Raw genomic sequence first — 14,227 nt, forward strand, 5'->3', positions numbered from 1 at the left:
CATCCCGCCGAGCGAATGCCCGACCAGGATCAGCGGACCGCGCGGCGCCTTGGCGTCGATCACCGTGAGCAGATCGCGGCCGAGCTGGTTCACCGTGCAGCTATCGGTTTCCGGGGTGCCCGACCGGCCGTGCCCGCGCCGACCCCCCCCCCCCCCCCCCGCCCCCCCCCCCCCCCCCGGCCCGCGAATCGCGGACCGAAGGCTGCCGCCCACAACCGGGCGGCCCTGATCACCGCGGCCCGGGAAATCTTCGCGGTACAGGGCTTGGCCGCCCCGCTCTCGGCGATCGCCCGCCGGGCCGGAGTCGGACAGGGCGTGCTGTATCGGCACTTTCCCGATCGGGAGGCCATTGCGGCCGCGGTCCTGGAGAAGAACGTCCGGGAGATCGAGGGGGCGGCCGCGGCCGACGGCGCCACGCTCGCCGCGGTGCTCGGGGTGGTGACCTGGCATCAGACGCAGTCGGCCGCGTTCATCGGCCTGTTGCACGCCGACGGGATGAACGACCCCGCCGGTAGCCGGACGTGGTCCCGGAACCTGTCCGAACGGGTCGAGAACGCCCTGCGCCACTGCCTACCGCCCGGCCATCCGCTGGGCGCGGACGATCTCATGCTGGCGATTGCCATGGTCTCCGGCGCGGCCACCGGTCCCACTCCGGAGGAACGTGAGCGCCGCGCGGTGGCAGCCTGGCGCCTGCTCGGCATCACGGTGGGACCGGTGCGCCCGTTCGAGGACGAGTGAGGCGTCCGGTGTCACCCGCCGTTCGACTGGCGGATACCTTCCGCGAGCGCCTCGAATGTGTACAGATAGCCACCCGCGGGGCCGCTGACGGTCATGTACGCCGTGGTCGCGCCCGGGGTGATCGCCACATTGGTCGCCGATTCCAGGCCTTCGGTGCCGTCGGGTAGTTCCACTGTCGCGAGCCTTTCCCCGTATGGGCTGTACACGGCCATCGCGGCCCGGCCGTGCAGGGCCTGGTAGAGGTTGCCCGCCGCGTCCACGGCGATCGAGTCGGTCTGGGCGATACCACCGTCGACCCGGATGGCGGTGTGCCGGGGGCCGGTTCCGCCCTTCGCGCCGAGGTGCAGGTAGGAGATCCGGTTCTCGATCAACTCGCTGACCCACAGCCCGCGATAGTCGGGGTCGAACGAGATCCCGTTCGGCGCGGCCAGGTTGTCCACCAGGACGGTGGCCTTCTTGCCGGTCCGGTCGATCCGCACCACCCGTCCGATCGCGGCGCCGTCGGAGAGGCCGCGGGAATCGCTGATGTAGAGGTTGCCCTCCCGGTCGAAGGCGATATCGTCGGGCTGCATCCGGGCACCGTCGACGGGGCCGGTGAAGAAGGTTCGCCGATCGGTGCCGCCGGGAGCCAGCGAGACGATCTCGCCGTGCGCGAAGTCGGTCAGGTAGAGCCGGCCGTCGTGCGGGCTGAACTGGGCCGATGTGTAGGCGCCCCGGTCGTCGGTGAACAGCGAGCGCGAGGTCTTCTGTTCGATATCGACCCGCATCACTTTCGGCTCGCCGGCGGGTGCGGGGACGTCGACGACGATCAAACCACCGTTCTCGTCGAACGTCGGCCCTTCCAGCAAGGTCATTCCGTTCGTATCCGGTGCCGTTTTCAGGCGCATGAACTCCTCGGCGGAGATGGTCGCTCCCGCGCCGTCGTGTGGTGTTTCGCCGGCCGTGTCGCCGGTACCGCATCCGGTCAGGACCAGCGCTGCGAGCGTGGCCGATGCCGTCAGGGATCGGATCCGAGGTTGTCGCATGGGTATTTCACTCTTTCTTCCCGGGGCTGTCGTGACGACCACCCTAACCGGACACTGTTGTCCGGTACTTGTTACCGTAGGCGAAGGCCGCTCCCGCCGAGAGCAGTTCGCCAGTAGCCGGAGATCCGGCCGGTCCCCGACAGCCAACGAATCGAGGCCCTCACCCATGACACCGTCCGCGCCGGCACCGACCCCCGAAGATCTCACCGCCCTGCGGCGCCGCTATCACCACGAACGGGAGCGACGGGTACGGCCCGACGGCGCCGGCCAATACCTCGCCACCGAGGCCGAATTCGGCTACTACGCCGCCGACCCCTACGTGGGCGAGGTGGCCGAGCGCGCACCGCGCAACGACACCGTGGACGTCGCCGTCGTCGGCGGCGGATTCGGCGGAATCCTGGCCGGAGCGCACCTACACGATCAGGGCGTGGAACGGGTCCGGATCATCGATACAGCGGGCGATTTCGGCGGCACCTGGTATTGGAACCGCTACCCGGGAATCCACTGCGATATCGAATCGCATGTCTACCTGCCCCTGCTCGACGAGACCGGATACGTGCCGGAATGGAAGTACTCCCCCGGCGAGGAGATACGGCACCACGCGATCCGGATCGCCGAAAAATACGACCTCTACCCGGACGCCCTGTTCTCCACCACCGTCACCGACCTCACCTGGGACGACACCTCCGAGCACTGGCTCGTGACGACCGACCGCGGGGACGCCTTCTCCGCGCGGTACGTCATCACCGCCACCGGCACCCTGACCGAACCGAAACTGCCGGGGATCCCCGGTATCCAGGACTTCCGGGGCCATACCTTCCACACCTCCCGCTGGGATTTCGGCTACACCGGCGGCACCCCGGACGGCGGGATGACCGGGCTGCGCGACAAACGCGTGGGCGTCGTGGGTACCGGCGCGACCGGGGTCCAGGTCGTTCCCATGCTGGCCGCGGATAGCGGACACCTCTATGTGTTCCAGCGCACCCCCTCCACCGTCGACGTGCGGGCCAACCGCCGGACGACGGCCGCAGACGTCGGCGCGGACCGCGCGGGATGGGCCCGGGAACGCCGGGACAACTTCCTGCGTATCGTCTCCGGCGAAACGGCCGAGGAGGATCTCGTGGCCGACGGGTGGACGGCATCGGCCGCACTGCTGGAGAAGCTGTTGCCCAGCTTCCGGCGGCGCGGCGATCGCGAAACCTTCGAAGCCGCTTACGAAATCGCGGACGCCGTCAAGATGAACGATATCCGCGACCGCGTCCGGCAGACGGTCACGGATGCGGAGACGGCGGAAAAACTCGCGCCCTGGTATAGGTACGCCTGTAAGCGACCCACGTTCTCCGACAACTACTATCCGGCATTCAACCGCCGCAACGTCACCCTGGTCGATACGGCGGATTCGCACGGGATCGAGCGGGTCACCGAAAACGGCGTGGTAGTCGGCGGTATCGAGTACGAACTCGACTGCCTGGTCTTCGCCACCGGATTCTCCGTCGGTATCTCCGGTATCCGCTCCGGCAAACTCCCGGTCCGGGGGCGGGGCGGCACCCTGCTGCTCGACGCGTGGGACCGGCACGGTACCCGGACCCTGCACGGATTCACCGGCAACGGATTCCCGAACCTGATCCATATGGGCCCCCAGCAGAATGCCGGCAGCGTCAATTTCACCCATATCCTGGACGAACAGGCCCGCCACGCCGCCGCCCTCGTCGCGGCCGCCGAGGCCGCGGATGCCCTCGTGGAACCGTCCCGCGCCGCCGAGGACGCCTGGCTCGAAACCCTCGCGCAGGACGCGCCGGACCACGAGTGGTTCCACGCCGAATGCACACCCGGCTACTACAACCGCGAGGGGCGTGGGCGTACCAGCGGAGCAGGCGCGTACCCGCACGGCGCCTACGCTTTCCACGAACTGCTACGGCACTGGCGAGCGGAATCCATCGACGAAGCACTGCGGGCCAGGAACTCCACCGGCGAGCCCGCTGCGCGACCGGAACCGGCGGCCCGGTGACCTGAGCACTGCACACCCGTGTGCCCCCCGATGTCCCGGCGCGGAAAACCCGCGAATCCCGGCGGCACCGGAATAGGGTGCATCCATGACAGCCGCGATCGATATCTCCGGTCTGGTGAAGAAATTCGGCCGCACTCGCGCCCTGGACGGTCTCGACCTGCAGGTCTCCGCCGGTGAGGTGCACGGTTTCCTCGGCCCCAACGGGGCCGGTAAATCCACCACCATCCGCGTGCTCCTCGGTCTGCTGCGCAGCGATGGCGGATCGGCGCGGTTACTCGGCGGTGACCCGTGGGCGCAGGCTGCCGAACTGCATCGCCGGCTCGCCTACGTACCAGGTGATGTGAACCTGTGGCCCGGTCTCACCGGCGGCGAGGTGATCGATCTGCTCGGCCGGCTGCGCGGTGGCCTGGACGAGAGCCGGCGTAAGGATCTGCTGGAACGATTCGACCTGGACCCGACGAAGAAAGGCCGCACCTACTCCAAGGGGAATCGCCAGAAGGTCGCCTTGGTCGCGGCGCTCGCCTCCGATGTGGAACTACTGCTGCTCGACGAGCCCACCGCCGGCCTGGACCCGCTGATGGAGGCGGTGTTCCAGGAGTGTGTGGAGGAGGTGCGCCGGGCGGGCCGGACCGTACTGCTGTCCAGTCATATCCTGGCGCAGGTCGAGGCGCTGTGCGACCGGGTGACCATCATCCGGCACGGCCGGGCGGTGGAATCCGGGACGCTGACGCAGCTGCGCCACCTCACCCGGACCTCCATCGATGCCGAAACTCAGCGTCCGGTCACCGGCCTGGACGAGCTACAAGGTGTCCACGATCTGATCGCCGACGGCACCCGCGTCCGCTTCCAGGTGGACACTGTCGACCTGGGTGCGGTGATGGAACATCTGACGCCCTTCGGGATCCGCACACTGACCAGTCAACCGCCGACTCTCGAAGAACTGTTCCTCCGTCATTACGGCGACGAACTGGCGGCGGCGGGGGTGCCGGAATCGTGACCGTGCGGGATACAGCCCGGTATGCGGGCACATTCACCGGTACCGGTGTTCTCACCCGGTTCGCGCTGCGCCGGGAACGCCTGGCACTACCGGCCTGGATCGTGGGCGGCACCCTGATCTACTGGTCGCAGGCGGTCGCGCTGGATGCCGCCTACCCGGAACAGGCCGAACTGGATGCGCTCGCCGAGAGTTTGGGCAGTAATGCCGCAATGATCGCGATGGCGGGACCACCGCGGGTGCTGAACACGGTCGAAGGCCAGGTCGCCTTCCAGTCCGCCGCATTCGGCATGCTGGTGGCCGGCCTGATGAGTATGTTCCTCATCGGGCGGCACACCCGGTCCAACGAGGAATCCGGCCGCGACGAACTCATCCGGTCGGGTGTGGTGGGCCGCTACGCCCCGTCCTGCGCGGCAGCGCTGGTGACGGTGGCCGCGAATATCGTGCTGGGCGCGGCGATCGCGCTGAGCCTGGTCGGCTACGGACTCCCTGCCGCGGGCTCGATCGCGCTGGGAGCCGGAGCCACCTGCGCCGGACTGGTCTTCGGCGCGGTCGCCCTGCTGGCGGCCCAGCTCAGCGCGAGTACCCGCACCGCCTATGCGCTCACCGGCGCGGTGCTGGGCATCTCCTATCTGCTGCGCGCGGTGGGCGATGTCGGCAACGGCGTCCTGTCCTGGTTCTCGCCGCTGGGCTGGGGGCAGGCGATGCGGCCCTACGACAACGAGATCTGGTGGCCGGCGCTGCTGTCGGTGGTGGTCGCGATCGGCATCGGGGTGGCGGCCGCCCGGGTACTGGACCGGCGGGATTTCGGCGCCGGACTGCTGCCGCCCCGGCCCGGGCCGGCGCGGGCGCCCGAAACCCTGCACGGCACGTTCGGCCTGGCCTGGCGGCTCCAGCGCGGGGGCCTGATCGGCTGGGCGCTGGGTATGTTCTTCGGCGGCCTGGCCTTCGGCACGATCGGCGACGATGTCGAGGATCTGCTGGGGGACATCGACCTGAATCAGGTGCTGGGCCAGAACATGGGCAGTATGGTCGACGCCTTCTATGCGATGGCCGTAGCGATACTGGCGATCATCGGTTCGGCGTACACGATTTCCGCCGGGTTGCGCCCGCGTGGTGAAGAGGCGGCCGGGCAGGCCGAACCCCTGCTCTCCACCCAACTCTCCCGTTGGCGCTGGCTGGCCGGGCATGCGGTGATCATGCTGGCCGGATCGGCGGTCGTGGTCGCGCTCAGTGGGTTCGGGATGGGCCTCACCTACGGCCTCCTGGCCGGTGATCTGTCGCAGACGATCACGTTGACGGGTGCCGCGCTCACCTATCTCCCGGCGGTGTGGGTGCTGGGCGGGATCACCCTGTTCCTGTTCGGTTTCGCGCCGCAGGCCACGGCCTGGGCGTGGCTGGCGATGGCGTTCTGTGTGGTCGTACTGATGTTCGGCGCGACCCTGAAGTTCCCCGGCTGGCTGATGAGTCTGTCGCCGTTCGACAATATCCCGCTGGTACCTGCCCAACCGTTCGATCTCGCCCCGGTTCTGATCACCCTGGCGGTGGCCCTGCTGCTCTGCGCGGCGGGCGCGTTCGGCTTCCGCCGCCGCGACCTGGAAACCAACTGATCGCCGCACGGTCGGGCCGCGCAACCGGGAGCATGTCGTATATGCCACCGGCGGAGGTGGAATGAACCTGTTCCCGGCCGACGGTGTCAGTGGCCGGCAGTGAGTATCGGCGGACTCGCGGGGAAGGTGACCGGCAGGGAGACCAGGGCTCGATGGAACGGGCCCGGTCGCCAGCGCAATTCCGCACGCGGTACGGCGAGCTGCATTTCCGGGATCGCGTCCAGGAGCTGGTCGATGGCATCGCGCACCATCAGCAGCGCCACCGATTGGGCCGGGCAGCTGTGCGGGCCGATACTGAACGCCAGATGTGACCGGTTGTGGGCCAGGCCGCCGGTATTGATCGCGGGATCGTTGTTACAGGCACTCATACTGATCAGCACCGGTTGATGCGCCGGCAGCCAGATACCGTCGATCAGGATGGGCTGCCGCGGATAACTGATGCAGTAGTTCGCCAGCGGCGGATCGTTGAACAGCACCTCGTCGAGGGCATCGCGGGTGGACAGGCTGCCGTCGAGGACCGTGGCGGCGAAACGCTCATCGGTGAGCATCAGCAGCAAGGTATTCGAGATGAGGCTCTGCGGCGGTTCGGTACCGGCGCCATACATCAGCGCCAGCTGCTGGCGGATCTCCTCGTCGCTGAGGTGAACCGGATGCTGCACCAGGCGGCTGGTGATATCGTCGCCCGGCCGCAGGCGTTTGAGCCGGGCCAGCTCGAGCAGGGCATCGGCCTGTGTGGCATTACCCGCTTCCGCGTCCACCGTGTCGAACATGGCCGCCAGTCCCTGTGCCGCCCGATGCCCGAGTTCGGGTGGGCAGCCGAGCAACGCGTTGAGGGTGGCGAAGATGAGCGGGGATGCGTACTGGCCGACCACATCGCAGTAGCCGTCCGCGCAGAACGAGTTGATCAGCGAGATCGAGATCTCCTCGATGATCGCGTGGAGTTCGTGCATATCGACACCGTCGATCGCCGCGACCGCGGCCGATCGATAGCGCGTCCGGTCATGTCCTACGGTGCGCAGGGGGTTCGGGCGATATTCCATCATCGGCAGGACCGGGCAGTCCGCGCGTACACTCTGCTGCCAGACGCGCGGGTCGGCGGGGAAATGCTCCGGATCGTGCATGATCCGCACCGCGGTGTGGTAGCCGATCACCAGGGTCGCCGGGACACCCGGGGCCAGTTCCACCGGGGCCAGCGAGCCGAAGCGTTCGCGCATCGCGCGGTACGCCTGGTGCGGGTCGGCGGCAAATTCCTCGGTGTACAGGGGAATTCGCGGGCCTGCGGTGTCCACGGGAGATCCGTGGGTCAACGGGACGCTGTCGACCGTGTCGTACCGATCAGTTTTCGCTGTGGTCAAGACATCACACTCCGAGGTTCGTACGAATCAGCGAATAGTGCGGGTTCGCAGACCTATCCGCCGATTCATACCTCCCGTTCAGCGACGTCCGCGACGAGCCATCAGCATGAAGTTGTAGGTATCCGTTCTGAGCACGGTACCGGTATCAGGACAGGTACACAGGCAATTGCTGATGACCGTTGGAAACGAAACTCACCACCGGTTTCAGCTCGTCCGGCTCCACCGCCAACCGCATGTCCGGGAAACGCCGGAACAGTGCGGGCAGTGCCAGTTCGCCTTCCATCCGGGCCAGCGGCGCGCCGATGCAATGGTGGGCGCCGTGCCCGAAGGCGATATGGTCCTTGACCGCGCGCGCCGCATCGAAGGTATCGGTGGTGGCGCCGTGCACCTTCGGGTCACGGCTGGCGGCCGCGTAGGACGCGAGGATGGCTTCGCCCTTACCGATACGCAGGCCCTCGATCTCGATATCCTCCACCGCGAAGCGCAGCGGCAGATGCGCGACGGGGGCCTGGTAGCGCAGCGTCTCCTCCACCACATCCGCCCAGCCGATATCGCCGGCCAGCGCGGCGGCCCGCTGCTGCGGATGGGTGAGCAGCGCGACGATGGCCTGATCCAGCAGGTTGACCGTCGTCTCATGCCCCGCATTGATGACCAGCATCAGCGTATCGATGATCTGATTCTCGGCGAGCTGCGCACCGTCCTCGTCCCGGTTCGTGATCATCACGCTGGTGATGTCGTCACCGGGATTCGCGCGCCGGTAGGCCACGAGTTCGGTGACCAGCCCGTACATCTCGACATAGTTGGCCTGGGCCTCTTCCTGCCCGATGGTGGTGTCGAAATACCGGTCGACACAGACCCGCAGGCCCGGGCCCAGCGTATCCGGGACGCCGAGCAGTTCGGTGATCACCTGGATCGGCACCGGGTAGGCGTAGTGCTCACGCAGATCGACGACCTCACCGGCCGGGACGGCGGCCAGTTTGTCGAGGAGTTCGGCGACCAATGCCTCGACCCGGGGCCGCAGGCCCACGGTCCGGCGATGGGTGAACGCGGGCGATACCAGTTTGCGCAGCCGCCGATGGTCGGCGCCGTAGGCGGTGAACATATTCTCCACCGCGATCCACGGCAGCAACGGCCAGTCCTCGGTGATCTCGCCGTTGGCGAACGCCGTCCAGTGCTGCCGCGGATCCTTCGACACCCGGGGGTCCGCCAGCAGGCTCTTCAGAACCGCCGCGTCGGTAACCGCCCAGGCCGGCACCTCGCCGGGCAACTCCACCAGCGCCGCCGGTCCCTGGGCACGCAACCGGGCGGACTCACCGACGACATCGGCACCGGCCATATCCAGGACGATGGTTTCGCGTTCCAACGAACGTTCTCCTTAAACGGTATTCAGGGGCGGCGAGGGCGGGAAGACAACCGGCAACGCCGCCAGGGCCCGGTGGAAAGGCCCCGGGCGCCAGCCGAGTTCCTCGGACGGCACCGCCAGTTCCAGCTCCGGGAGCGCGTCGAGCAGCAGGTCGATCGCCCCCTGGACCACGACGAGCGCCGGAGACTGCGCCGGGCAGGTATGCGGTCCGATACTCCAGGCCAGATGGGAGCGGTTACCGATATGGTCGCCACCCCGGATGGCCGGATCGTTGTTACACGCGGCCAGGCTGATCAGCACCGGCTGGTGGGCCGGTAGCCACGTGTTCTCCACGAGAATCGGCTGACGCGGGTAGGTGGTGCAGAAATTCGCCATCGGCGGGTCGTTGAACAACACCTCGTCGAGCGCGTCCCGGGTGGACAGACTGCCGCCGAGCATACTTCCGCCGAACCGCTCATCGGTCATCATCAGCAGCAGGGTGTTGTTGATGAGGTTCTGCTGCGGTTCCACACCGGCACCGTAGAAGCTGATCAGATTCGACAGCAGCTCCTCGTCGTCCAGTTTCGCCGGATGGTGGACCAGCCGCGAGGTGACATCGTTACCGGGCTCGGAACGCTTCTGGAAGATCAGCTCCATCAACGCTTCGCTCAGATGGTTCATCCCCCACTCGGCGTTGACCGTATCGAACAGCGCGGCCATCCCGTTGGCCACCCGCTCCCCCAGTTCCGGTGTGCAGCCGACCATCCGGTTGAGCACCTCGAAAACCAGGGGGAAGGCGTACTGCATGACGAGATCGGCTTTACCGGTTCCGCAGAACGAGTTGATCAGCGGAACGGCGATCCGCTCCACCGTCTGGTTCAACTCGTGCAGATCGATCCCGTCGATCGCGTGCACATACGCCTGGCGATAACGCAGATGCAGATCACCGCTGTTACGCAGCGCATTCGGATACCACTCCATCATCGGCCGGATCGGCGAATCGGGTGGGATACTGGCCTGCCAGGTCCGCGGATCGGCCGGAAAACGATCGGGATCGTTGAGAATCCGGACCGCCGCCTCGTACCCGATCACCAGGGTGGCCGGAACATCCGGCGCCAGGTCGATGGGAACCAGGGAACCGTACCGGCTGCGCATCGCGGCATAGGCGCGATGCGGATCGCCGGCGAATTCCTCGGTGTAGAGACTGAATCGTGGGCCAACGCCTCCGGTGGGTTCTCCGCGGACCACCGGGCTGCCGGTGAACGGAGGTTGTTGCTGCGGAACCGGAGAGTGCTGCGTGGTCAAAGACGAGACTCCAATCGATGGAACAGATATTCGACGAGCGTGATCAGGCCCTGCAGACAGGTGCGCCGATCCCGGGCGTCGAGTGCGACGAGTGGAGTGTCTTCGGTCAGGTCGAGCGCTTCACGAATCTCCGACAACGGATAGCGATTCGATCCCTCGAACTCGTTCACCCCGACCGCATAGGGCACACCACGCTCTTCCAGCGTAGCGAGCACCTCGTCAGCCTTCTCGATCCGCCGGGTGTCGACCAGCACCAGGGCGCCCAGGGCGCCCTTGGCCAGTTCTTCCCACAGCGGGATGAACCGCTGCTGGCCCGGCGTGCCGAAAAGGTACAGCGCCAACTCGGGATTGAGTGTGATGCGGCCGAAATCCATCGCGACCGTGGTCGTTGTTTTCGACCCCAGCCCGCCCAGATCGTCGATCCCGACGCTGGCCTCGGTGATGGTCTCCTCGGTTCGCAGCGGTTTGATCTCCGAAACACTGCTCACGAAGGTGGTTTTGCCGACGCCGAAATTACCGGCGACCAGCAATTTCACCGACCGGGTCACCGTCTCCGCAACATAGTCGACCGCGCGGCCGTAATCCGCGGACCGATCAGGCCGGGAGAGCACGGAGCCCATTGAGTACCTCCTCGAGCAGGGCGATCTCCGGCATGATCTCCGCCGGGGTCGGGATATTCAGGTGTCCGCTGTCCAGCAGATCGGAGACGACGATCGTCACCACCGACGGCGGCAGGTCGAGATACGCGGCGACCTCCGCGATCGACAGGGCACCACGAGCGCATACATCGACCACTCGGCGCGCGTCCGGGGTGGCGCCCGGCGCCGGGTCCGATACGGCGACGACAAGCGTCACCAGGCCCAGCTCGCGGGTCGGACGCGAGCGCCCGCCGGTCCGCACGTAGGCACGGACCAGGTCTGGGTCACGCCGCGACCGGCTCATTGCAGATCGCCGCCGTGTGCGCCTCTGCGGGGCTCACTACCGAGCTCGTGGCCCACCCGGCCGGCCAGCTCGTTCATGCGATGCGCGATGAGACCCACATCGATATCGGTCATGGTCGCCACGCCGAGCAGCGCACCCTCGCCGGCGGCGGTGATCATGATCATGCCCTGGTCGTATTCGGTCATGTTCTGCCGTACATCGTTTCCGGTGCTGCCGCAGAACTCCCCGAGCGCCTTGCCCAGCGAGCGCAGGCCCGAGGCCGCGGCCGCGAACCGTTCGGCATCGTCTTTGGCGATACCGGCAGAATGCGCGATACGCAGTCCGTCCTCGGAGAGCAGAACGGCAAATCGGACGCCGGGAACCTCGAGATCGTCCAGTAACCAGCCCAGTTTATTGGTGCTGTCTGATACCACTGTCCTCGGTGAACCCATCAGGATGTCATCCCTTCGGTGTTTTCGGTTGCGGCGGCTCGGCCGCTCTTGGAGCCGCTCTGCCAGGCGGCGGCGATATCGGGGCGAGCCTGCCCCGGTTCGGTCCTGGGTTGCCCGGACAGACGATCGTTGATATCCGCGGGTACGGCCGCGGCACGGCGTCGCCGCCTGGGCAGACCACCGCTGGTGATGTCGTGCACGGTTGTCCGCTGTTCGGTGCCGGCGTCCTCGGCGGATTCGCCTGCCGAGGCCCATTCGCCGGGCGCGGGCGCCTCGGCGGCGGCGGGTACCGCGGCATGGGCGCCGGTCTCGGTGGCGGCATGCGCACCGCCCCGGGCCGACATCGTGCTGCCGGTCAGGGCGTTACCGTTACCGCTCGATACCGAGGAGGCCTGGCCGCCGGGTACCGCGGCGAGTTCCCGGGGAGCCGGGCCGCCGTTGGAGAGAGCGTCGTTGTCGTTATCGGCCTTTGGAGCGACCAGCAGTGCCTCCGGAATGTAGACCATGGCGCGCATACCGCCGTAGGCGTTCGGGCCGTCGATGTAGACGGTGAACCCGTAGCGGCGAGCGAGGGCGGCGATGCCGGGGAAACCGACCTTGGGGGCCGGGCCCAGCTGGTGGATATCGACCGTGCGTTCGTTGGCCAGAACCTGGCGCGACTCCTCCATCTGCTCGGCGTTCATCCGCACACCGGCGTCGTCGACGATCACGGTCACGCCGTGATGGCCTTCCTGGAAGGTGACGTCGACGAACGAGGTGGGCGGCGAATAGCGCAGGGCGTTGTCGATGAGCGAGGCCAGGGTGTGCACCAGCGGTTCCACCGCGCGGCTGATGACGACGCGGTCGAGCTGGGCGGGCCGCACGCGCAGATAGTCGCGCACACGGCCGGTCGCGCCGCCCACCACATCGGTGAGCGACTGGGCGGGCCAACGGCGGCCGGGCAGGCCACCGCAGACGATCACATAGGACTGCGCCTGGCGGATCATCTGCTGCACGGTGTGGTCGATACGGATGAGGGTCTCGTAGACGCGGTCGTCGCGGTGTTCGCGCAGCGCGGCGCTCACCACCTGGCTGACGTCGGCGCCGAGGCTCACCACCGAGGTACCGAAGGAACGCACCGCGGCGCTGGTCGCTTCGCGCGCAAGAGATTCGGCGCGTTCGCGGCCGCTGTCGGCCTCGGTGCGCACGCTCTGTTCGGCCGCGGCGACGGCGGCGCGGGTTTGTTCCTCGGTTTCGCGGGTGACGGTTTCACGGGTTTCGCTCTGGACGGTGCGCAGATCCTCGGACACCCGATCGAGGATCCAGCGCAGGCACTGCGCGAAACGCGAGTTCTCGAGTCCCGGCGGCACTTCGGGACCGACGGCGGTCTGTTCGAACCGGCGTACGGATTCCGAGAGCGCGGGCAGTGTACTGGCGGCGAGATGTTCGAGGGCATCTTCGCGAACGGCCAGTTCCCGCTCGAGTACGGAGAGGCGCTTCTGTTGTTCGCGCACGGCCCGAACGGCGTACCACGCCACGCCGAGCACCAGTAAGGTGGCGAGGATCCAGGGAAGCAGCACGGCGGTATTCAGATTCATCAGCTTTCTCGTCGTTGACGGGGCTCGAGGTGCGCCACGCGGTGCCGTGGCAGGCCACGGCGCTTCGTCTCGCCTTCCTCGCGACGCCGACCATGTTCGCCCCTGGCCGGATGAGGTCCGCGCCGGGCACCAGCGGTCCGGTCGGTGACATATCCCTTAGGCACTTTCGGCTACTCGAAAGTAACTAAGGGACAAGTCATTCGGCCGTTCGCTGACCATCGGAGCACATCCTCGATGGCCCGGAACCCGACGACTCGCTCACAGTAGCAGCATTGTCGTGAACTCTCTCAATAACGGTCGATAATCGATTGTCACCGATCCGTGATAGTGCCGGGACCTCGCGAAATGCGGAAAGGTATTGCGCGGGTGAAGATCACGAACTCGATTCCCCCCGCGACGACCCCACGGACTCGCGCGTGCCACAGCCCACATCGCGCGACCGTCCCCTATCACCAGCGACACCGTCCCCCATCACCAGCGACGGAGCCAAAACCGGACCGACCGGTCGGCGATTGGCGACGCGCGCCGAAAATTGATATTGAAGACTCGGCCGAATCTTGCGGCCATACAGCCGATCCGGTGCCGGCCGCACGGAAAACAATAACGCCGCTCTACACAATCCCCGCCCCGGCTGCGGAACTCGGATGCGCGAATATGTCCGGGATCGGGTACCACACCGGCATTAACGCAAGGAAATGCGACCGCTTCCGATCGACGCCGTAGCGGTCCATACCAGTGGACGGCTTCCGGCGGCCAGTCCGGACCAAACCGGGTATAGACCGATTTCGGGGGGGGGGCCGTAGGGGGGCCGCCCGAAAAAGGGGGGGCCGCTGGGTGGGGTGTGGGCCGAAGAGGGGTAACACCCACCCCCCCCCAAATTAAACCCCCCCCACGGGGTAT

Annotated in this window: 12 protein-coding genes and 1 pseudogene; 4 read left to right on the forward strand and 9 right to left on the reverse strand. The window is 67.1% G+C overall.

Annotation, left to right across the window (positions count from 1 at the left end; translation table 11 throughout):
- Positions 1-141, reverse strand: a pseudogene (locus QH196_RS10810) (alpha/beta fold hydrolase); the annotation flags it as partial.
- Between QH196_RS10810 and QH196_RS10815 the strand changes: the two are divergent.
- On the forward strand, positions 130-738 hold the full coding sequence (locus QH196_RS10815; protein ID WP_432279467.1) for a TetR/AcrR family transcriptional regulator: 609 nt from the start codon (positions 130-132) through the stop codon (positions 736-738). The pseudogene QH196_RS10810 and the gene QH196_RS10815 sit on opposite strands and share 12 nt — an antisense overlap.
- Positions 739-749: 11 nt before the next feature.
- On the opposite strand, the gene QH196_RS10820 is transcribed toward QH196_RS10815, so the two are convergent.
- Positions 750-1,763, reverse strand: a complete 1,014-nt coding sequence (locus tag QH196_RS10820; RefSeq protein WP_280415634.1) for an SMP-30/gluconolactonase/LRE family protein — start codon at positions 1,761-1,763, stop codon at positions 750-752.
- Between the two features lie 166 nt (positions 1,764-1,929).
- On the opposite strand from QH196_RS10820, the gene QH196_RS10825 reads away from it, so the two are divergent.
- From QH196_RS10825 to QH196_RS10835, 3 genes are all read left to right on the forward strand, one after another.
- The gene (locus QH196_RS10825; RefSeq protein ID WP_280415635.1) at positions 1,930-3,771 is read left to right on the forward strand and encodes a flavin-containing monooxygenase; all 1,842 of its coding nucleotides are present in this window, start codon (positions 1,930-1,932) and stop codon (positions 3,769-3,771) included.
- A gap of 85 nt (positions 3,772-3,856) precedes the next feature.
- Complete coding sequence (locus QH196_RS10830; protein WP_280415636.1) at positions 3,857-4,768, forward strand: ABC transporter ATP-binding protein; 912 nt, start codon at positions 3,857-3,859, stop codon at positions 4,766-4,768.
- Entirely contained in the window at positions 4,765-6,375 is a 1,611-nt protein-coding gene (locus QH196_RS10835; protein ID WP_280415637.1) for an ABC transporter permease, read from the forward strand. Before QH196_RS10830 ends, QH196_RS10835 begins: the two co-directional genes overlap by 4 nt.
- A gap of 86 nt (positions 6,376-6,461) precedes the next feature.
- Here the strand turns inward: QH196_RS10835 and QH196_RS10840 are convergent, their stop codons facing one another.
- The 7 genes from QH196_RS10840 to QH196_RS10870 form a co-directional block, all read right to left on the reverse strand.
- Positions 6,462-7,664, reverse strand: a complete 1,203-nt coding sequence (locus QH196_RS10840) for a cytochrome P450 (RefSeq protein ID WP_348538060.1) — start codon at positions 7,662-7,664, stop codon at positions 6,462-6,464.
- Positions 7,665-7,875: 211 nt separating this feature from the next.
- Entirely contained in the window at positions 7,876-9,093 is a 1,218-nt protein-coding gene (locus QH196_RS10845; protein ID WP_280415639.1) for a cytochrome P450 family protein, read from the reverse strand.
- A gap of 12 nt (positions 9,094-9,105) precedes the next feature.
- Positions 9,106-10,377 (reverse strand): cytochrome P450, encoded by a 1,272-nt coding sequence (locus tag QH196_RS10850; protein ID WP_432278172.1) that lies wholly within the window; start codon positions 10,375-10,377, stop codon positions 9,106-9,108.
- Positions 10,374-10,997, reverse strand: a complete 624-nt coding sequence (locus tag QH196_RS10855; RefSeq protein ID WP_051157624.1) for a GTP-binding protein — start codon at positions 10,995-10,997, stop codon at positions 10,374-10,376. The genes QH196_RS10850 and QH196_RS10855 overlap by 4 nt, the downstream gene beginning before the upstream one ends.
- Positions 10,972-11,319 (reverse strand): DUF742 domain-containing protein, encoded by a 348-nt coding sequence (locus QH196_RS10860; protein WP_033241677.1) that lies wholly within the window; start codon positions 11,317-11,319, stop codon positions 10,972-10,974. The genes QH196_RS10855 and QH196_RS10860 overlap by 26 nt, the downstream gene beginning before the upstream one ends.
- Positions 11,316-11,750, reverse strand: a complete 435-nt coding sequence (locus QH196_RS10865; RefSeq protein ID WP_051157625.1) for a roadblock/LC7 domain-containing protein — start codon at positions 11,748-11,750, stop codon at positions 11,316-11,318. Before QH196_RS10865 ends, QH196_RS10860 begins: the two co-directional genes overlap by 4 nt.
- A complete protein-coding gene (locus QH196_RS10870) occupies positions 11,750-13,327 on the reverse strand; it encodes an ATP-binding protein (RefSeq protein ID WP_280415640.1) in 1,578 nt (525 codons plus the stop codon). Before QH196_RS10870 ends, QH196_RS10865 begins: the two co-directional genes overlap by 1 nt.
- Between the last annotated feature and the right edge of the window lie 900 nt (positions 13,328-14,227).

It is taken from the genome of Nocardia carnea, assembly GCF_029868325.1.
Taxonomy (GTDB): domain Bacteria; phylum Actinomycetota; class Actinomycetes; order Mycobacteriales; family Mycobacteriaceae; genus Nocardia; species Nocardia carnea_C.